Annotated in this window: 18 protein-coding genes; 17 read left to right on the top strand and 1 reads right to left on the bottom strand. The window is 60.5% G+C overall.

Translation table 11 applies throughout. From position 1 onward, the window contains the following. Nucleotides 1-3: 3 nt before the first annotated feature. Nucleotides 4-642 (bottom strand): MarC family protein, encoded by a 639-nt coding sequence (locus HTY61_RS06885; protein ID WP_175276095.1) that lies wholly within the window; start codon nucleotides 640-642, stop codon nucleotides 4-6. A gap of 237 nt (nucleotides 643-879) precedes the next feature. Between HTY61_RS06885 and gyrA the strand changes: the two genes are divergently transcribed. From gyrA to lpdA, 17 genes are all read left to right on the top strand, one after another. After that, nucleotides 880-3,612 carry a DNA gyrase subunit A gene (gyrA, locus tag HTY61_RS06880; RefSeq protein WP_428978291.1) on the top strand — a complete coding sequence of 911 codons (2,733 nt, stop codon included), beginning with the start codon at nucleotides 880-882 and terminating at the stop codon, nucleotides 3,610-3,612. A gap of 64 nt (nucleotides 3,613-3,676) precedes the next feature. Next, nucleotides 3,677-4,303: a LysE family translocator gene (locus HTY61_RS06875; RefSeq protein WP_175276093.1), complete on the top strand. Its 627-nt coding sequence runs from the start codon at nucleotides 3,677-3,679 to the stop codon at nucleotides 4,301-4,303. 294 nt (nucleotides 4,304-4,597) lie between these two features. Further along, a complete protein-coding gene (coaD, locus tag HTY61_RS06870; protein ID WP_175276092.1) occupies nucleotides 4,598-5,092 on the top strand; it encodes a pantetheine-phosphate adenylyltransferase in 495 nt (164 codons plus the stop codon). A gap of 22 nt (nucleotides 5,093-5,114) precedes the next feature. Then, nucleotides 5,115-5,711 carry a peptidylprolyl isomerase gene (locus HTY61_RS06865; protein ID WP_175276091.1) on the top strand — a complete coding sequence of 199 codons (597 nt, stop codon included), beginning with the start codon at nucleotides 5,115-5,117 and terminating at the stop codon, nucleotides 5,709-5,711. A 37-nt stretch (nucleotides 5,712-5,748) separates the two neighbouring features. Beyond that, complete coding sequence (locus HTY61_RS06860; RefSeq protein WP_175276090.1) at nucleotides 5,749-6,255, top strand: peptidylprolyl isomerase; 507 nt, start codon at nucleotides 5,749-5,751, stop codon at nucleotides 6,253-6,255. A 26-nt stretch (nucleotides 6,256-6,281) separates the two neighbouring features. Then, complete coding sequence (gene queA / locus HTY61_RS06855) at nucleotides 6,282-7,352, top strand: tRNA preQ1(34) S-adenosylmethionine ribosyltransferase-isomerase QueA (protein WP_175276089.1); 1,071 nt, start codon at nucleotides 6,282-6,284, stop codon at nucleotides 7,350-7,352. After that, complete coding sequence (tgt, locus tag HTY61_RS06850) at nucleotides 7,349-8,479, top strand: tRNA guanosine(34) transglycosylase Tgt (protein WP_175276088.1); 1,131 nt, start codon at nucleotides 7,349-7,351, stop codon at nucleotides 8,477-8,479. Before queA ends, tgt begins: the two co-directional genes overlap by 4 nt. Nucleotides 8,480-8,545: 66 nt before the next feature. Next, nucleotides 8,546-9,442: a VOC family protein gene (locus HTY61_RS06845; protein WP_428978290.1), complete on the top strand. Its 897-nt coding sequence runs from the start codon at nucleotides 8,546-8,548 to the stop codon at nucleotides 9,440-9,442. Nucleotides 9,443-9,444: 2 nt separating this feature from the next. Then, nucleotides 9,445-10,275, top strand: a complete 831-nt coding sequence (gene kdsA / locus HTY61_RS06840) for a 3-deoxy-8-phosphooctulonate synthase (RefSeq protein ID WP_175276086.1) — start codon at nucleotides 9,445-9,447, stop codon at nucleotides 10,273-10,275. Between the two features lie 300 nt (nucleotides 10,276-10,575). Then, nucleotides 10,576-11,850: a phosphopyruvate hydratase gene (eno, locus tag HTY61_RS06835; RefSeq protein WP_175276085.1), complete on the top strand. Its 1,275-nt coding sequence runs from the start codon at nucleotides 10,576-10,578 to the stop codon at nucleotides 11,848-11,850. 143 nt (nucleotides 11,851-11,993) lie between these two features. Next, complete coding sequence (locus tag HTY61_RS06830) at nucleotides 11,994-12,314, top strand: FtsB family cell division protein (protein ID WP_175276084.1); 321 nt, start codon at nucleotides 11,994-11,996, stop codon at nucleotides 12,312-12,314. Between the two features lie 133 nt (nucleotides 12,315-12,447). Beyond that, on the top strand, nucleotides 12,448-13,488 hold the full coding sequence (gene pdhA, locus HTY61_RS06825; protein ID WP_175276083.1) for a pyruvate dehydrogenase (acetyl-transferring) E1 component subunit alpha: 1,041 nt from the start codon (nucleotides 12,448-12,450) through the stop codon (nucleotides 13,486-13,488). Nucleotides 13,489-13,500: 12 nt separating this feature from the next. After that, entirely contained in the window at nucleotides 13,501-14,874 is a 1,374-nt protein-coding gene (locus HTY61_RS06820; RefSeq protein ID WP_175276082.1) for a pyruvate dehydrogenase complex E1 component subunit beta, read from the top strand. Between the two features lie 10 nt (nucleotides 14,875-14,884). Next, nucleotides 14,885-16,252 carry a pyruvate dehydrogenase complex dihydrolipoamide acetyltransferase gene (locus HTY61_RS06815; protein WP_175276081.1) on the top strand — a complete coding sequence of 456 codons (1,368 nt, stop codon included), beginning with the start codon at nucleotides 14,885-14,887 and terminating at the stop codon, nucleotides 16,250-16,252. A gap of 10 nt (nucleotides 16,253-16,262) precedes the next feature. Continuing rightward, the gene (locus tag HTY61_RS06810; RefSeq protein WP_175276080.1) at nucleotides 16,263-16,901 is read left to right on the top strand and encodes an SGNH/GDSL hydrolase family protein; all 639 of its coding nucleotides are present in this window, start codon (nucleotides 16,263-16,265) and stop codon (nucleotides 16,899-16,901) included. Between the two features lie 74 nt (nucleotides 16,902-16,975). After that, nucleotides 16,976-17,239 (top strand): HP1242/YdcH family protein, encoded by a 264-nt coding sequence (locus HTY61_RS06805; protein ID WP_175276079.1) that lies wholly within the window; start codon nucleotides 16,976-16,978, stop codon nucleotides 17,237-17,239. Between the two features lie 83 nt (nucleotides 17,240-17,322). Next, nucleotides 17,323-18,768 carry a dihydrolipoyl dehydrogenase gene (lpdA, locus tag HTY61_RS06800; protein ID WP_175276078.1) on the top strand — a complete coding sequence of 482 codons (1,446 nt, stop codon included), beginning with the start codon at nucleotides 17,323-17,325 and terminating at the stop codon, nucleotides 18,766-18,768. The last annotated feature ends 1 nt before the right edge of the window (nucleotide 18,769 follow it).

Genomic DNA, 18,769 nt, shown 5'->3' with positions numbered 1-18,769 from the left:
CGATCAGGTCGCGACAAGCGCCTTGACACCGTCTGCGACGAACTGGACGGCAAGCGCCGACAGGATCACGCCGAGAAGGCGGGTCAGCACCGAGCGCCCTGTCGCACCCAGGAGGACTTCCACGCGCTCGGCCAGCAGGTAGATTCCGTATGTAAGGGCTACGATCCCGAGCAGGATTGCGATCAGGGCCGTACGACCGAGCGCGCTTGAGTATTCGCCAGAGAATTCGCCGGACAGCAGGATTGTTGCCGAAATCGCACCCGGACCGGCCATGAGCGGGATGGCGAGCGGAAATACCGAGACGCTATGAATGTCGTCCTCGGTTATGGCGCGCTGCGCGGTGTTCTCGTGACGCTCCTGCCTGCGTTCGAACACCATCTCGAACGCGATCCAGAAAAGCAGCAGCCCGCCAGCCACCCGAAATGCCGGAAGGGTGATGCCGAACAGCGAAAGGATCAGCGTTCCGGCAATTGCGAAGAGTACGAATATCGCGAATGCGATGACGCTGGCGCGGAGTGCAACCTGTCGGCGTTCTGCCCGGTTCATGCCGGCAGTGACTGCCAGAAACAGCGGAGCCAGCCCGACCGGGTCAATGGTGACGAACAGCGTCACGACGGCTTGAATAAGCAAATCTGTATCCATACATCTGCCTATATCCGGCTGGCGTTGGCCCGCAAGGCCGTCGAACGACAAAATGCGCCGGAAAGTGCGGCAAAACGGTGGGAAAACTCGTGCTGATTGTTCGCTTTTTCGTGCCTGTTCCGCTAATCTCAAACCAATGATTCTTAACAACAAAGCATAACTTCATTGAGCGACGAAACACCAATCGACGGTTCGGGCGGCAACGACGGCGTCGAACCGGTCTCCATTCTGGAGGAAATGCAGCGATCGTATCTCGATTACGCGATGAGCGTGATCGTGAGTCGGGCGCTGCCGGATGTCCGTGACGGCCTCAAGCCGGTGCACAGGCGCATTCTCTATGCCATGCATGAAGGCGGTTTCCACTGGAACCGCAAATATGTGAAGTCGTCCCGCATCGTCGGCGACGTCATGGGTAAATATCACCCCCATGGCGATGCCGCGATCTACGACGCAATGGTGCGCATGGCGCAGGATTGGTCGATGCGCGTGCCGCTGGTCGATGGCCAGGGCAACTTCGGATCGATCGATGGCGATCCGCCTGCCGCGATGCGTTACACGGAATCGCGTCTCGAAAAGGTCGCCCATGATCTCTTGGAGGACATCGACAAGGAAACGGTCGATTTCCAGGACAACTACGATGCATCCGACAAGGAGCCGATGGTTCTGCCGGCACGGTTCCCGAACCTGCTGGTCAACGGATCGGGCGGTATCGCGGTCGGCATGGCGACCAACATTCCGCCGCACAACCTGTCGGAAGTTGTCGACGGCTGTGTTGCGCTGATCGACAACCCTGCGATCAGCCTTTCGGAAATGATGGAAATCATTCCGGGCCCCGATTTCCCTACCGGAGCCATGGTTCTCGGGAAGAGCGGAATTCGCTCGGCCTACGAGACCGGGCGGGGCTCGATCGTGATGCGTGGTCGCGCGGAGATCGAGCAGCGTGCCGGTGATCGCGAATCCATCGTCATTACCGAGGTGCCGTACCAGGTAAACAAGGCCAGCATGATCGAGAAGATGGCGGAGCTCGTGCGCGACAAGCGCATCGAGGGAATTTCCGACATCAGGGATGAATCCGACCGGCAAGGCTATCGTGTTGTTATAGACCTGAAACGCGACGCCGTCGCCGATGTCGTGCTGAACCAGCTCTACCGCTATACACCTCTGCAGACATCGTTCGGCGCCAACATGGTTGCGCTGAACGGCGGCAAGCCGGAGCAGATGACGCTGCTCGACATGCTGCGCGCATTCGTGTCGTTCCGCGAGAATGTTATCAGCCGGCGTACCAAGTTCCTGTTGCGCAAGGCGCGCGAGCGCGCGCATGTCCTTGTCGGCCTTGCCATTGCGGTCGCAAATATCGACGAGGTCATTCACCTGATACGACACGCGCCCGATCCGGCGACGGCGCGCGAGCAGTTGATGACCCGGCGCTGGCCGGCGAAGGACGTCGCGCCGCTGATCGCGCTGATCGACGACCCGAGGCATGGCATCGATCCCGAGGACAATACCTATATGCTGTCCGAAGAGCAGGCGCGCGCCATTCTCGACCTGCGCCTGCAGCGACTGACGGCACTCGGCCGTGACGAAATCGCCGATGAGTTGAACACCATCGGAGCGGAGATTCGCGACTACCTCGACATCCTGTCGTCTCGGGCGCGCATCCAGCAGATCGTCAAGGACGAACTGATCGCGGTGCGCGACGAGTTCGGTACGCCACGTCGGACCGAACTGGCCGAAGGCGGCCCGGACATGGACGACGAGGACCTGATCGCCCGCGAGGACATGGTCGTCACCTTCAGCCACCAAGGGTATATCAAGCGGGTCCCGCTTGCGACTTACCGAGCGCAGCGCCGCGGTGGCAAAGGCCGTTCCGGCATGGCGACAAAGGAAGAGGACTTCGTTACGCGGCTCTTCGTCGCCAACACGCACACGCCGATTCTCTTCTTTTCCTCCCGCGGTATCGTATACAAGGAGAAGGTCTGGCGCCTGCCGCTCGGGACACCGCAATCGCGTGGCAAGTTCCTGCGCAACATGTTGCCGCTGGAGGAAGACGAGCGCATTACCACGATCATGCCGCTGCCGGAGGACGAGGACAGCTGGGGCGAGCTTGATGTCGTGTTCGCTACGACGACAGGCACGGTGCGCCGCAACAAGTTGTCGGATTTCCTCCAGGTCAACCGGAATGGCAAGATCGCCATGAAGCTGGAGGATGATGGCGCCGAAATCCTCAATGTGGCGACCTGTTCGGAAGATGATGACGTCCTGCTGACAACTTCGGCGGGGCAATGCATCCGTTTCCCGGTCACGGATATTCGCGTCTTCGCCGGTCGCAATTCGGTCGGCGTGCGCGGAATCTCGTTGGCCGAAGGCGACCGGGTCATTTCCATGTCGATCCTCGGACACAGCGATGCCACACCCGCGGCGCGCACTGCCTATCTGAAGCGGGCTTCCGCGCTCCGTCGTCAGGTAGACGAGGCGGAAGAAGAGGTCGTGGTCGCTGACGAGGGCGAGGGCAACGAAAACGGCGAGGCCGTCCTGCGCGATGACGAGTTCGAGGCGATGGCCAATGCCGAGGAATTCGTCCTGACGGTCACGGAATTCGGCTATGGCAAGCGGTCGTCGTCATACGACTTCCGTGTGTCGGGTAGGGGCGGCAAGGGCATAAAGGCCACGGATACGTCCAAGACGGCCGATATCGGGCCGTTGGTCGCCGCCTTCCCGGTGGACGACGCCGACCAGATCATGTTGGTGACGAATTCCGGCAAGGTGATCCGTGTCCCGGTCGACGGCATTCGCTTCGCATCGCGCGCCACCAAGGGCGTGACGATCTTCAAGACCTCGGAAGGCGAGCATGTCGTGTCGGTGGAACGGATTCGCGAGCCGGAGGATAACGGCGAGGACGAGGAAAATTCCGCAGATGACGTACCGTCGCCTGACGCAGCAGCCGACGGGGCAGGCGAAGGCGAGGCGTGACACCGTCCAGGGATTGTGGCTTGGTTGAGCTACTGATGTCACAATCCCAACGGAGTTTGCGTGCATGATCGATCCCCATGCCTGGCTGGCGTTCGCGATCGCCAGCTTTCTGATTGTCATAGTTCCCGGGCCGTCGGTCACGGTTATAATCGCGAACTCCCTGCGGGCCGGAAGCCGTGCCGGGTTGATGAATGTCGCGGGTACTCAGGTCGGCGTTCTGACCATGATTGTCATTCTCGCCGTCGGTCTGAAAACGGTGGTCGCGCTGGTCGGCGAGGCGTTCATCTTCCTGAAGGTGGCCGGCGCTCTCTATCTTGTCTGGCTCGGATGGAAGCTGTTGAGTTCCGACGGTTCGCTTGGCCAAGCGGGAACGGAGCAAAGGAAACGATCCCTCCAAGGCTATTTCTGGCAGGGATTCGTGGTTATCTGGTCAAATCCAAAGGCATTGTTCTTGTTCGGCGCGTTCATCCCGCAATTCGTGTCGGGATCGGGCAATCCGGTCGGCCAGACCGTTATGCTCGGCATGACATTCGTGGTCATCGCCTCGGTGTGCGACAGTATGTATGCGCTGGCGGCAGGACGGACTGGCGGCTGGCTCAACCGTAAGAATATAAGGCTTGTCGAGCGTATCTCGGGAACCTGCCTGGTCGGCGGCGGTTTATGGATGCTGGCGGCCCGCCGATCCGTTTAGCGCCCCGCGCGTACCGGCAGAAGCGCGGGAATTGCGAAGCCGGCGGTGATGAGCATCATGGCGAGAGCGAAAAGCGCGATCATGTTCCTGTCTCCTTTGATAGACGGCATCAAAGCGAAATCGGCCGACGGGTGATGTGCAATTCGTCACGTTGCGGGAAACAGGCTGTATTGCGGCCCCGGAGGCGAGGAAGCCAGATAATCGGAACCGAGTGCTACGTGTCCGTCTGTCGGGAGGTGCGTCTCGCGCGGTCATATCTTCCGTCGGGCGGCAATCTGGGTTACAGCCTTGCCCATGACTGATCATATCGCAATCTATGCCGGATCCTTTGACCCGATCACCAACGGGCATCTCGACGTGTTGCGGGGGGCGCTGGCGATTTTCGACAAGGTGGTGGTGGCGATCGGCACCCACCCGGGAAAGAAGGGCCTATTCGATTTCGAGCAAAGGGTCGATCTAATCCGGGAAGTCATTGTGGAAGAGGGAGTATCTCCCGATCGGGTTCCGATTGTCGCTTTTGGCGGGCTACTGGTGGACGCGGCGAGGGAACATGGCGCCAAGGCACTCGTGCGCGGTCTGCGCGACGGGACCGACCTTGACTACGAGATGCAGATGGCGGGGATGAACGAGATGATGGCGCCGGACCTGCATACGGTTTTTTTGCCTGCCAGCCCGTCGGTCCGAACCATTACCGCCACATTGGTGCGCCAGATCGCTTCCATGGGCGGCGATACGAGTCCGTTCGTACCGGCAGCAGTGGAAAAGGCGCTGCGGGCGAAATTCCAATAGCAAACCGATCTTGAGGTTTTCAATGCGACTGACGAAACGCGTCTTCCTTTCCGCTTGCGCGGCGACCATCGGCCTCGCGCTTTCACTGCCGGTGCATGCGCAGGATACCGATCCCGAAAACACAATAATCATCACGCTCAAGGACGGCGACGTGGTTATCCGGCTCCGCCCCGATCTTGCGCCGAAACATGTCGAGCAGATCAAGACGCTGGTGCGGAACGGGGAATACGACAACGTCGCTTTTCACCGCGTCATCCCCGGCTTCATGGCCCAGACCGGCGATGTGCAGTATGGCGACATGGAGGATGGATTCGTGCCGCGCCGCGTCGGTACGGGCGGATCGAAGCTTCCAGACCTGCCGGCCGAGTTCACGAACGAGCCATATGTACGCGGCACAGTCGGCATGGCGCGCTCCCAGGATCCCAATTCCGCCAATTCCCAGTTCTTCATCATGTTTGACGAAGGCGCCTTCCTGAACGGCCAGTATACCGTCGTCGGCCAGGTCGAAAGCGGCATGGAATTCGTCGACAACATCAAGAAGGGCGCGCAGGCAAACAACGGTGCAGTGGCCGAGCCGGATCGCATGATCAAGGTTGTCATCGCCGCCGACGCGCAATAAGTCCCCGAAATCCGCAGAAACAGCAAAGGGCGCCAATATGGCTTACAAGGATCCCGAAAACACGATTGTCATGGAAACGACGACCGGTACGGTCGTCATTGCGCTGCGGCCTGATCTGGCGCCGAAGCATGTGGAGCGCATCAAGGAACTGGCGCGTGCGGGCGAGTATGACGGTGTGGTTTTTCACCGCGTCATCGACGGCTTCATGGCGCAGACGGGCGATGTCCGTTACGGCAACAAGAATTCGAACTCCTATGATCCCGCGCGCGCCGGAATGGGCGGTTCGTCCAAGCCGGATCTTCCGGCCGAATTCAACGATGCAAATCACGCACGCGGTGTCTGCTCGATGGCGCGCGCGCAAAACCCGAATTCCGCCAACTCGCAGTTCTTCATCTGCTTCGAGGATGCACCATTCCTGAACCGCCAGTACACGGTCTGGGGCGAGGTGATCGAGGGGATGGAGAATGTGGACAAGATCAAGCGCGGCGAGCCGGTGCAGGATCCCGACTCCATCGTCTCGATGAAGGTTGCCGCCGATCTCTAGTGTGGGATCGCTGGCACGCAAGTTCCATGCGCGTTGACGCCTTCGACTTCGACCTTCCGGACGAGCGGATCGCGGTTCGGCCGGTGTCGCCGCGCGATAGCGCGCGCATGCTGACCGTTCGTCCGGGCGACGGGCTGTCGGACGCGCATGTGCTCGACCTTCCACGCTTCCTGCGGGCCGGGGACGTGCTCGTCTTCAACGATACGAAGGTCATCCCGGCGCAGCTGGAAGGCTTCCGTCTGCGGGCGGACGGTGCGCGCGCGCAGGTCGGTGCTACCCTGCACATGCGAACCGCGCCGGATCGCTGGAAGGCCTTCGTTCGCGGTGCCAAGAAGTTGAAGGTCGGCGACACGGTCGACTTCGGCGCGAATGGCTACGAGCTGAAAGCCGAGGTTATTGGCAAGGGCGTTGAAGGTGAGGCTGAACTGAATTTCGACAGGTCCGGTACCGATCTCGACAACGCCCTTGCGTTGGTTGGCCACGTACCGTTGCCGCCTTACATCGCCTCGAAACGTGCCGAGGACTCCCGGGACCGGCAGGACTATCAGACCATCTATGCACGCGAGGAAGGTGCCGTCGCCGCGCCGACGGCAGGTTTGCATTTCACCGAAGGCCTGTTCGCGGAACTCGACAAGGCCGGCATTCACCGTGCATTCGTGACGCTGCATGTCGGGGCCGGGACCTTTCTGCCGGTCAAGGTGGACGATACCGCCGAACACCGTATGCATTCAGAGATTGGCCATATCGATGGGGACACAGCTGCGTTTCTCAACCAGGCACGCGCACGGGGTGGGCGTATCGTGGCAGTGGGGACGACATCCCTGCGGCTTCTCGAAAGCGCGACCGACCCCGACGGCATGGTCAATGCCTGGTCGGGTGCGACCGACATCTTCATAACGCCTGGTTACCGGTTTCGCGCCGTTGATGTCCTGATGACCAATTTCCATCTGCCGCGGTCCACCCTGTTCATGCTGGTTTCGGCGTTCAGCGGACTGGAGACCATGCAGGCAGCCTATAGCCATGCCATCGAGACGGGCTATCGATTCTACTCCTATGGAGATGCGTGTCTCCTGTTTCCGCAACCGGGTGCGCGATGACGATACCGTTTTCCTTCGAACTGCTCGCAACGGACGGCAAGGCGCGGCGCGGCGTCATACATACGGCGCGGGGAGATGTCCGCACCCCGGCCTTCATGCCTGTGGGAACGGTGGGCACGGTCAAGGCGATGTATCTGGACCAGGTCCGCGACAGCGGTGCGGACATCATTCTCGGCAACACCTATCACCTGATGTTGCGTCCGGGAGCCGAGAGAGTGGCCCGGTTGGGAGGATTGCATGAATTCATTCGCTGGCCGCATCCAATCCTGACGGACTCCGGCGGCTTCCAGGTGATGTCTTTGGCCGCACTGCGGAAAATGAGCGAGGACGGGGTCACGTTCCGGTCCCATATAGACGGGAAGCGCTACGAGATGAGCCCCGAACGTTCGATTGAGATCCAGGGGCTGCTCGGTTCCGACATCCAGATGCAGCTGGATGAATGCGTTGCCCTCCCGGCAGGCGATGACGAGATAAGGAAGGCGATGGAGCTCTCCCTGCGCTGGGCGGAGCGCTGCAAGGCGGCCTTCGGAGATCAGCCGGAACGGGCCATGTTCGGCATCGTCCAGGGTGGCGACAATGAGGACCTGCGGTCGGAATCGGCCAAGGCGCTCGCGGGAATGGATCTGAAGGGTTACGCGGTCGGTGGTCTCGCCGTCGGCGAGCCGCAGGAAGTAATGCTGGCAATGCTGGATGCGACTTGTCCGCTGTTGCCGGCGGGCAAGCCGCGCTACCTGATGGGGGTCGGGACGCCACAGGATATCCTTCGCTCGGTCGCGCGGGGCATCGACATGTTCGATTGCGTGATGCCAACCCGTTCAGGTCGGCACGGCTTGGCGTTCACTCGCCGTGGACGGGTGAATCTGAAGAACGCGCGCCACGCGGAAGATCATCGCCCGCTGGACGAGGAATCGACATGCCCGGCCGCGCGCGACTATTCGCGGGCCTATCTGCATCATCTGATCCGGTCCGGCGAGATGCTGGGCGCGATGCTGCTCTCCTGGAACAACATTCACTACTATCAACAGCTGATGCAAGGAATCCGTGATGCGATTGCGGCAGGGAACTTTGCCGAATTTGCAGCCAGAACCGAGGCTGATTGGAAGCGCGGCGACATAGACCCGCTCTAGGGTGGCTATACAATGAGCGCTTGAACGGGGTATCGAAATCGTGCACATGCTCCGCCCATGGCAAATTTGATAAACGAGCCGCGCATGGCACGCGCCATCGACCACGTTGTCCTTCCGGCAGAAAGCCTGGAGGCGGCACGGGCACGATACAGCACGCTCGGTTTCACGGTTGCCCCTGACGGATTGCATCCGTTCGGCACCGAGAATGCCTGCATCTACCTTCCCGACGGCACATTTCTGGAACCGCTGGCGATTGCGCAACGGGAAGACTGCGAGGCTTCGGCGCGCAAGGGCAATGTCTTTACGGCTCGCGATCAGGCTTGGCGATTCCGCAACGGCGAGAACGGCTTTTCGGCCCTGGCCATGGCGACGGGCGATGCGCGACGCGACCACAAGACGTTTCGCAAGGCCGGTTTTTCGGCTGGCAAGAAGCTCGCTTTTTCGCGCAAGGTCGTCGATGCAAAGGGCAGGCAGGGCAAAGCGGCCTTTCTCCTCGCTTTTGCGGCCGACTTGCGTTCACCTGATGCCTTCTTCTTCACCTGCGAGAAGATCAGAGCGCCGAAGATCGATCGAGGCATGCTGCAAGCGCATGAAAACGGTGTTACCGGCATTCTGCAGGTAGTCATGTCGGAACAGAATCCCACCGACTTCCAGTACCTGCTCCAGGAAGTCGTCAACAACCGCAATGACGAGGCGCATTCCTTCGGCCTTGAAATCGAGGCGTCGAACGGTTCCATCGACGTGATGACACCGGAAGGGATCGAGGTGCATTTCGGCGTCAGGCGGGCGAGCGCGGACAGGGGGCTCCGCTTCGAGGGATTGATCCTCTCTGTCCGCTCGGTGGAGGCCCTTGAGGCGTATCTGGGACGGCACGGCATTTCTTATCGCGAAATGCACGGGCGCATAATCGTGGATGCCGCGCCGGGACAGGGGCTGTTTCTCGCTTTCCAGGGACCAGTATGACCATGCAGCCAAATTCCACAGTTTCCGCCGGCAAGGTGCGCTTTGCAAACGACGCGCCCATCTCGCTGATTGCCGGTCCTTGCCAGATGGAAAGCCGACAGCACGCCTTCGACATGGCCGGCGCCCTGAAGGAGATTTGCGCCAGCGCCGGTATCGGTCTCGTCTACAAGTCGTCCTTCGACAAGGCCAACAGGACCTCGCTTTCCGGCAAGCGCGGTCTTGGGTTGGACAAGTCATTGCCGGTCTTCGCGGACATCAGGGCCGAACTCGGATTGCCGGTTCTGACTGATGTGCATACAGAGGCGCAATGCGCGCAGGTGGGCGAGGTCGTCGATGTACTCCAGATACCGGCGTTCCTGTGCCGGCAGACGGACCTTCTCCTTGCAGCCGCGAAAACCGGTCGTGTCATCAACGTCAAGAAGGGACAGTTTCTTGCGCCTTGGGACATGAGGAACGTGCTGGCCAAGGTGGTGGCTGGCGGCAATCCGAATGTCCTGTTGACCGAAAGGGGCGTTTCGTTCGGCTACAATACGCTCGTCTCGGACATGCGGGCACTACCGGTAATGGCGGAAACGGGTGCTCCCGTGATTTTCGATGCCACCCACTCGGTCCAGCAGCCCGGAGGGCAGGGGGGCTCATCGGGCGGCGAGCGACGCTTCGTTGAAACGCTTGCGCGTGCCGCAGTCGCGGTCGGCGTGGCAGGTGTATTCGTCGAGACGCACCAGGATCCCGACAATGCGCCGTCTGACGGGCCGAACATGGTGCACCTCGACGATATGCCACGCCTTGTCGAGACGCTGATGCGTTTCGACAGCGTAACAAAGTCGTTGTGACCCTGCGCCCGCCGATCAGTCGGCGGGCAGGATCACGATACTGGAACTCTCGGGTGGCGTGGACGGCTGGTCGCAGGACGTAAGCAATCCGAACGCAATCATCGCGAAGGTTAGAATTCCGGCCATTTGCGTCATGGGGGCCTCCCTTCCGGCCTCCCCATCCCGGAATTGATGATATGCCCGGATTCGGGCGAAGTCGTGCCTCCGGAAATGAAATTGTGGCTTCGGCCTGTTTCACTTTGTGACCGGCTCGTTTATTGCAACGCCGGTAGAATTCTTCATTCAGCAGGGATCTCACGCATGAGCGCTATTGTAGACATCATCGGACGCCAGATTTTCGACAGCCGGGGCAACCCGACGGTTGAAGTCGATGTCATCCTCGAAGACGGAACGATGGGGCGCGCGGCCGTTCCATCCGGTGCGTCGACCGGCGCGCATGAAGCCGTCGAGCTGCGCGATGGCGGCGAGCGATACAAGGGCAAAGGTGTTACCAAGGCAGTCGATGCGGTGAACGGTCCGATATTCGATGCGATCGGCGGCATGGATGCCACCGAACAGGCCAAGATCGACGCGACCATGATCGAACTTGACGGCACGCCGAACAAGGCCAAGCTGGGCGCCAATGCGATCCTGGGCGTTTCGCTTGCCGTCGCCAAGGCCGCTGCGGCCTATTCGGGCATGCCGCTGTATCGTTATGTCGGTGGCACCAATGCGCGGATCCTTCCGGTGCCGATGATGAACATCATCAATGGCGGTGCGCATGCAGACAATCCGATCGATATCCAGGAATTCATGATCATGCCCGTTGGCGCGGAAAGCATTGCCGACGCCGTGCGCATGGGATCCGAGATATTCCATACGTTGAAATCGGCGCTCAACAAGGCCGGTCACAACACGAGCGTGGGTGACGAGGGGGGCTTCGCGCCCAATCTGCGCTCGACAGCCGAGGCGCTCGATTTCATCATGTCATCGATCTCCGCGGCCGGCTATACGCCCGGCGACGACGTCCGGCTCGCGCTCGATTGTGCCGCGTCCGAGTACTACAAGGATGGCAAGTACGAGTTGGCGGGCGAAGGCAAGTCCCTGACGGCGGAAGAGAATGCAGCCTATCTGGAGAATCTCGTATCGAACTATCCGATCATCTCGATCGAGGATGGCATGCACGAGGATGACTGGGATGGCTGGAAGGTCTTGACGGAAGCGGTCGGATCGAAGTGCCAGCTCGTCGGAGATGACCTGTTCGTGACGAACACCGCGCGCTTGCGAGACGGCATCAAGATGGGGGTGGCCAACTCCATCCTGGTCAAGGTCAACCAGATCGGCTCGCTGACCGAAACCCTGGATGCAGTCGAGACCGCGCACAAGGCCGGCTATACTGCCGTCATGTCGCATCGCTCTGGTGAGACCGAAGACGCGACAATCGCCGACCTCGCAGTCGCCACGAATTGCGGGCAGATCAAGACCGGTTCTCTGGCGCGGTCGGATCGGCTGGCCAAGTACAACCAGTTGATCCGGATCGAGGAGGAGCTTGGCCCGCAGGCCGTCTATGCCGGTCGCTCTATCCTGCGAAACTAGCAGCCCGGACATTCAAGCGGGAAGCCGCCGGCTGTGCCGGCGGCTTTTTTTGTGTCGCCTGCAAGCTTTCTGCGCATTCCTGTTTAGGGGCATTTAACCAAGAGGCTTTACCATGCATGGTCTGTTTCAGGGGCAATTGTCTTATGTGGACCCGTCAACGCCGCCGCTCTCCCTATCGCCATCTTGTGCTTCCGGTCTTTACGTTTTGCGTTCTGGCCTATTTCGGGCATCATGCGTTGACCGGGAAGTATGGTCTCGCCTCAAAGCGGGAATACGAGAGGCGGATCGAAGTCCTGAAAGTGGAACTTGCGTCGCTGGAGGAGCGTCGCCAGCAATTGGACAAGCGTACCGCGATGCTGCGTGACGGCTCGCTCGAGCGCGACATGATTGATGAGCAGGCGCGGCGACTGCTCGGAGTTACTCGCGCAAACGAGATCGTGATTCTGCACGGATTCCAGAATTAACCCAATATCGGTTAATTGAATATTTTGTAAGTGATTGTAATTGCTTACGGCATGTCTGCCATGCAGATTTTGGCATTGCCAAAGTTTGTGATTGCGCTACTTTACCGCCCAAATTCAAACAGGGAGTGACAGCATGGCGACGCGTGCCAAGAAAGCATCCGCCTCATCGGGGCGGGGCAAATCTTCCACAAATCTGAAAGCGCCGCCTCCGGCCGAATTCAGCAAAGAAGAAGAGCTCTTTGCCTATCGTGAAATGCTGCTGATACGCCGGTTCGAGGAAAAGGCGGGTCAGCTCTACGGAATGGGCTTCATCGGCGGGTTCTGTCACCTTTATATCGGACAGGAAGCAGTCGTCACCGGCATGCAGATGGCGGCGACGGATGTCGACCAGGTGATTACCGGCTATCGCGATCACGGTCACATGCTTGCCACCGGAATGGAAGCGCGGGGCGTCATGGCCGAGCTGACCGGCCGCCGCGGCGGCTATTCCAAGGGCAAGGGCGGCTCAATGCACATGTTCTCCAAGGAGAAGAACTTCTATGGGGGGCACGGTATCGTTGGGGCGCAGGTTTCACTTGGTACCGGTCTGGCTTTCGCGAACAGGTATCGCGAGAACGGTGCTGTATCGGTGACCTATTTTGGAGATGGTGCTGCAAACCAGGGGCAGGTCTACGAAAGCTTCAACATGGCTGCGTTGTGGAAGCTCCCGATCGTGTACGTGATCGAAAACAACCGCTATGCCATGGGGACAGCGGTAAGCCGTGCTTCGGCGCAAACGGACTTTTCGCAGCGCGGGGCCTCGTTCCTCATACCCGGTTTTCAGGTCGACGGAATGGATGTGCGCGCTGTCAAGTCGGCGGCGGAATTCGCGCTGGACTACGCGCGTTCCGGCAAGGGGCCGATCATCCTGGAGATGCAGACCTATCGCTATCGCGGCCATTCCATGTCTGACCCCGCGAAATACCGCTCCAAGGACGAGGTTCAAAGGATGCGATCGGAGCACGATCCGATCGAGCAAATCAAGGCGAGGATGATCGAACTCGGTCATGCGGACGAAGCCGAATTGAAGGCCATCGACAAGGACGTGCGCGCGGTTGTCTCCGATGCGGCGGATTTCGCCCAGAACGATCCCGAACCGGATCCGTCCGAACTCTACACCGACATTCTGCTCTGAGGGGACAGCTTCATGCCGATCGAAATTCTGATGCCCGCGCTCTCCCCGACCATGGAGGAGGGCAATCTGGCCAAGTGGCTGAAAAAGGAAGGTGACAGCGTCGCGGCCGGCGACGTGATTGCCGAGATCGAGACCGACAAGGCGACCATGGAAGTCGAGGCCGTCGATGAAGGCGTCATTGGCAAGATCCTCGTCGACGAGGGAGCCGAAGGCGTGAAGGTGAATACGCCGATTGCCGTGCTTCTGCAGGATGGGGAAAGCGCGGACGACATAGGAAAAGCCGGGGCGCCTGCCGCGGTTCCCGATGTGACGGATACGGCGGAACCCGCTTCTGCACCTGTTCCGGCGGCTCCGAAGCAAGATGCCGTTGCATCCGACCCGGACATTCCGGAAGGCACAGAGATGGTTGCGACCACTGTGCGCGAGGCGTTGCGTGACGCGATGGCCGAGGAAATGCGCAAGGACGAGAGCGTATTCGTCATGGGCGAGGAGGTCGCGGAATACCAAGGCGCCTACAAGGTTACCCAGGGGCTGCTGGACGAGTTCGGGCCGAAACGCGTTGTCGACACGCCGATCACCGAGCACGGATTTGCGGGTATCGGCGTCGGTGCCGCCATGAGCGGCCTACGGCCGATCGTCGAGTTCATGACCTTCAATTTCGCCATGCAGGCGATCGACCAGATCATTAATTCGGCGGCCAAGACGCTGTACATGTCCGGCGGGCAGATGGGTGCGCCGATGGTGTTCCGCGGCCCTAACGGTGCGGCGGCGCGCGTCGCCGCCCAGCACAGCCAGGACTACGCTGCCTGGTACAGCCACATTCCGGGACTGAAGGTGATCCAGCCTTATACAGCGGCAGATGCCAAGGGACTTCTCAAGGCAGCAATCCGCGATCCGAATCCGGTGATCTTCCTGGAAAACGAGATTCTTTACGGCCAGACGTTCGACGTGCCAAAGCTGGACGATTTCGTGCTTCCGATCGGCAAGGCTCGCATTCACCGGTCCGGTGCCGACTGCACGATCGTTTCCTTCGGCATCGGCATGACCTATGCCGTAAAGGCGGCCGAGGAACTGGCCGGCGCCGGTATCGACTGCGAGGTCATTGACCTGCGCACGCTTCGGCCGATGGATCTGCCGACGGTTGTCGAGAGCGTGAAGAAGACGGGCCGCCTGGTAACCGTCGAGGAAGGGTTCCCGCAAAGCTCGGTGGGCGACTTCATAGCCAACCAGGTTCAGCGGCAGGCCTTCGACTATTTGGATGCGCCAGTGATTTCGGTTACCGGCAAGGATGTGCCGATGCCTTATGCGGCAAATCTCGAGAAGCTGGCGCTGCCGAATGTCGGCGAGGTCGTCGACGCGGTGAAAGCCGTCACCTACGCGGGCTGAGGAGGACATCATGCCGATCAACATCACCATGCCCGCGCTTTCCCCGACCATGGAGGAAGGCAATCTTGCCAAGTGGCTGGTCAAGGAAGGCGACAGCGTTTCGGCCGGCGACGTGATTGCCGAAATCGAAACCGACAAGGCGACAATGGAAGTCGAAGCGGTGGATGAAGGTACTGTCGCCAAGATCGTCGTCCCGGAAGGCACGGAAGGCGTGAAGGTCAATGCCTTGATCGCTGTCCTGGCCGCGGAGGGCGAGGACGCGAGCGAGGCTGCTGCTACCGCCGGATCGGCGGCAGCGACGCCTTCCATGGAAGAGCCGAAGGCCGCTCCCGTGTCTGCCAGCGGGGGGGAACAGGCGCCGTCGTCCGGACAGCACAAGGCTGCCCCGGCTCCGACCGTACCCGACGATATGAAGGCAGGTCCGGTGCCGACGAAGGATGGTCGAAAGGTGTTCGCATCTCCGCTCGCCCGGCGTATAGCGAGGGCGGAAGGCATCGATATTACCGCGATCACCGGAAGCGGGCCGCGTGGCCGCATTGTCAGGCGCGACGTTGAAGCCGCGATTGCCGGCGGCGCCCAGGCTGCTCCGGCTGCCGGGGCTGCTGTCGACAAGACAGCGTCCGCTCCCGTTGCGTCGGCGCCGTCCAGCGAAGCCGTATTGAATCTGTTCGAGGAGGGTTCCTACGAACTGGTCAAGCATGACGGCATGCGCAAGACGATTGCCCGCAGGCTCCAGGAGGCCAAGCAGACGATCCCGCATTTCTACGTATCGGTCGACTGCGAACTGGATGCACTTCTCAAGCTTCGCACCGAACTAAATTCGGCTGCACCGCGCAGGGATGACAGGCCCGCATACAAGCTGTCCGTCAACGACATGGTGATCAAGGCGCTGGCTCTCGCGCTGCGCGACGTGCCCGACGCGAACGTGTCGTGGACTGACGAAGCAATGGTCAAACACAAGCATGTGGATGTGGGTGTTGCCGTCTCCATTCCGGGCGGCCTCATTACGCCGATCATCCGCAACGCCGAGCTCAAGACGCTTTCCGCAATCTCCAACGAGATGCGCGACCTCGGCAAGCGGGCCAAGGAGCGGAAGCTCCAGCCGCAGGAATACCAAGGCGGCACGACGGCGGTTTCCAACATGGGCATGATGGGCGTGAAAAACTTCTCGGCCGTCGTCAACCCGCCGCATGCAACCATCCTCGCTGTCGGCGCGGGCGAGCAGCGGCCTGTCGTGAAAGACGGTGCACTGACGATCGCGCAGGTGATGACCGTGACCTTGTCGACTGACCACCGCTGCGTCGACGGGGCGCTCGGCGCCGAATTGCTCGCGGCCTTCAAGGGATACATCGAGAACCCGATGAGCCTGCTGGTTTGAGGCGACGCGGATGAAGACGGTCCTTGCCTTTGGCGACTCCCTGACCTGGGGCTACGATCCGGCGGGACCGGGCCGGCATGCCCGCGAGGATCGGTGGCCGGTTGCGCTCGCCGATGCGCTGGGCGGCCGGGTAGAGGTTGTTTCGGAAGGCCTCAATGGCCGGACCACTGCGTTCGACGATCATCTGGGCGAAGCGGACCGCAACGGTGCGCGGCTGCTACCGACTTTGCTGGCGACGCACAAGCCGCTCGACCTCGTCATCATCATGCTCGGAACGAACGACCTGAAACCTTCCGTGCACGGCCAGGCGATAGCGGCGAAGCAAGGGATAGCGCGGCTCGTCAGCATCATTCGGCATCACGACTGGTCGCTCGATGCGGGCGTACCGGAGGTGCTGATCGTTGCGCCGCCGCCGCTCTGCGAGACCAACAATCCCGACTTCGCCGCGATGTTTGCCGGAAAGATCGAGGAGTCGCACATGCTCGGATCCATGTATGCCGACCTGGCGGATGATCTGGAGTGCGGCTTCTATGACGCGGCATCTGTAGCGAAGACGTCGCCGCTTGACGGGATACATCTCGATGCGGCGAACTCCAAGGCGATCGGCAAGGCACTGGCGCCGGTCGTCTCTCTGATGCTCGGATTGTAGATTGACAGGAATCAAGGAGGATTTGGTCGAGGGACCTAGAGTTGGGTGAACGCGTTTGAACAGGAGGAATCGCGATGACCCATGTCCCGCACGAACTGGCAGAGGAATTTCCCGAATTCGTGACCCAGCTCCATCACCTGCGGGAGACGGATGGTCACTTCTACCGGATATCGAATGAGTATCACGAGCTTAACCGGGCCATTCATCGTGCCGAGACCAATGTCGAGCCATGTGACGATGCGCGCATGAACGAAATGCGCAAGAGGCGCATGGCTTTGAAGGATGAAATCTACGGGATGCTGGTAAAGCCGGAGCCCGCCCCTGAAATCGGCGACTAGGGGCAATTCCGTGCTTCCACTCCCGGAACCGGCAGCCGGGCATGGAACCCGGCAGGACGAAACGCCAAGGAGTGGAAGCACCCATGTCGAACGCTTACGACGTCATCATCATCGGCTCCGGGCCTGGAGGCTATGTCGCTGCCATCCGGTCCGCCCAACTCGGGCTCAAGACCGCAATTGTCGAGCGCGAACATCTCGGTGGCATATGCCTCAATTGGGGCTGCATTCCCACCAAGGCGCTGCTTCGCTCCGCCGAGGTGATGGACTATGCCAACCATGCCACGAATTACGGTCTCAAGGTCGACGGTACCGTCCGAGCCGACGTTAAGGCGGTAGTTGACCGTTCGCGCGGTGTATCGGCGCGCCTGAATGGCGGTGTCGGCTTCCTGATGAAGAAAAACAAGATCGATGTCATCTGGGGAGAGGCCAGGCTTGCCGGCAAGGGCAAGGTCGTGGTCGGCAAGTCGTCCAAGAAGCCCATGGAACCGCAGAACCCGGTGCCGAAGGGCGTCAAGGGCGAGGGCGAGTACACTGCCAAGCACATCATCGTTGCCACCGGCGCGCGGCCGCGGACGCTGCCCGGTATCGAGCCGGACGGCAAGCTGATCTGGACTTATTTCGAGGCCATGGTTCCCGAGGAAATGCCGAAAAAGCTTGTCGTCATGGGCTCGGGTGCCATCGGTATCGAGTTCGCCTCGTTCTATAATTCGATGGGCGTCGACGTGACGGTTGTCGAGCTGATGCCGCAGATCATGCCGGTGGAAGACGCGGAGATTTCCGGCATCGCCCGCAAGCAGCTGGAAAAGCACGGGCTGAAGATCATCACCGAGGCAAAGGTGACGAAGGTCGACAAGAAGGCGAATTCGATCGTTGCACATGTCGAGACCAAGGATGGAAAGACACAGGCCATCGAGGCTGACCGGCTGATTTCGGCCGTTGGTGTCCAGGGCAATATCGAGAATATCGGACTTGAGGCCATCGGCGTGAAGACAGACCGCGGTTGCGTCGAGGTCGATGGCTACGGCCGGACAAATGTCGATGGCATATATGCCATCGGCGACGTCGCGGGCCCGCCGATGCTGGCGCACAAGGCAGAGCATGAGGGGGTGATCTGCGTGGAGAAGATTGCTGGCGTGCCGGGAGTGCACCCGCTGGACAAGTCGGTAATCCCGGGATGCACCTATTGTCACCCGCAGGTGGCATCGGTCGGTCTGACGGAAGCGAAGGCCAAGGAAGCCGGATACGATATTCGCGTCGGTCGCTTCCAGTTCGGCGCAAATGGCAAGGCTATCGCTCTTGGCGAGGATCAGGGCTTGGTGAAGACAATCTTCGACAAGAAGACGGGGCAGCTGCTGGGCGCCCACATGGTCGGCGCTGAAGTGACGGAACTGATACAGGGATTCGTCGTCGCGATGAACCTTGAGACCACCGAGGAAGAGTTGATGCACACGGTCTTCCCCCATCCGACGCTTTCAGAAATGATGAAGGAAAGCGTGCTCGATGCCTATGGGCGCGTGTTGAACGCGTAGG

The sequence above is a fragment of the Oricola thermophila genome, assembly GCF_013358405.1.
In the GTDB taxonomy this organism is placed as follows: domain Bacteria; phylum Pseudomonadota; class Alphaproteobacteria; order Rhizobiales; family Rhizobiaceae; genus Oricola; species Oricola thermophila.
The sequence above is the reverse complement of the archived record's forward strand: the minus strand, read 5'-3'. Positions and strand labels throughout refer to the sequence as shown.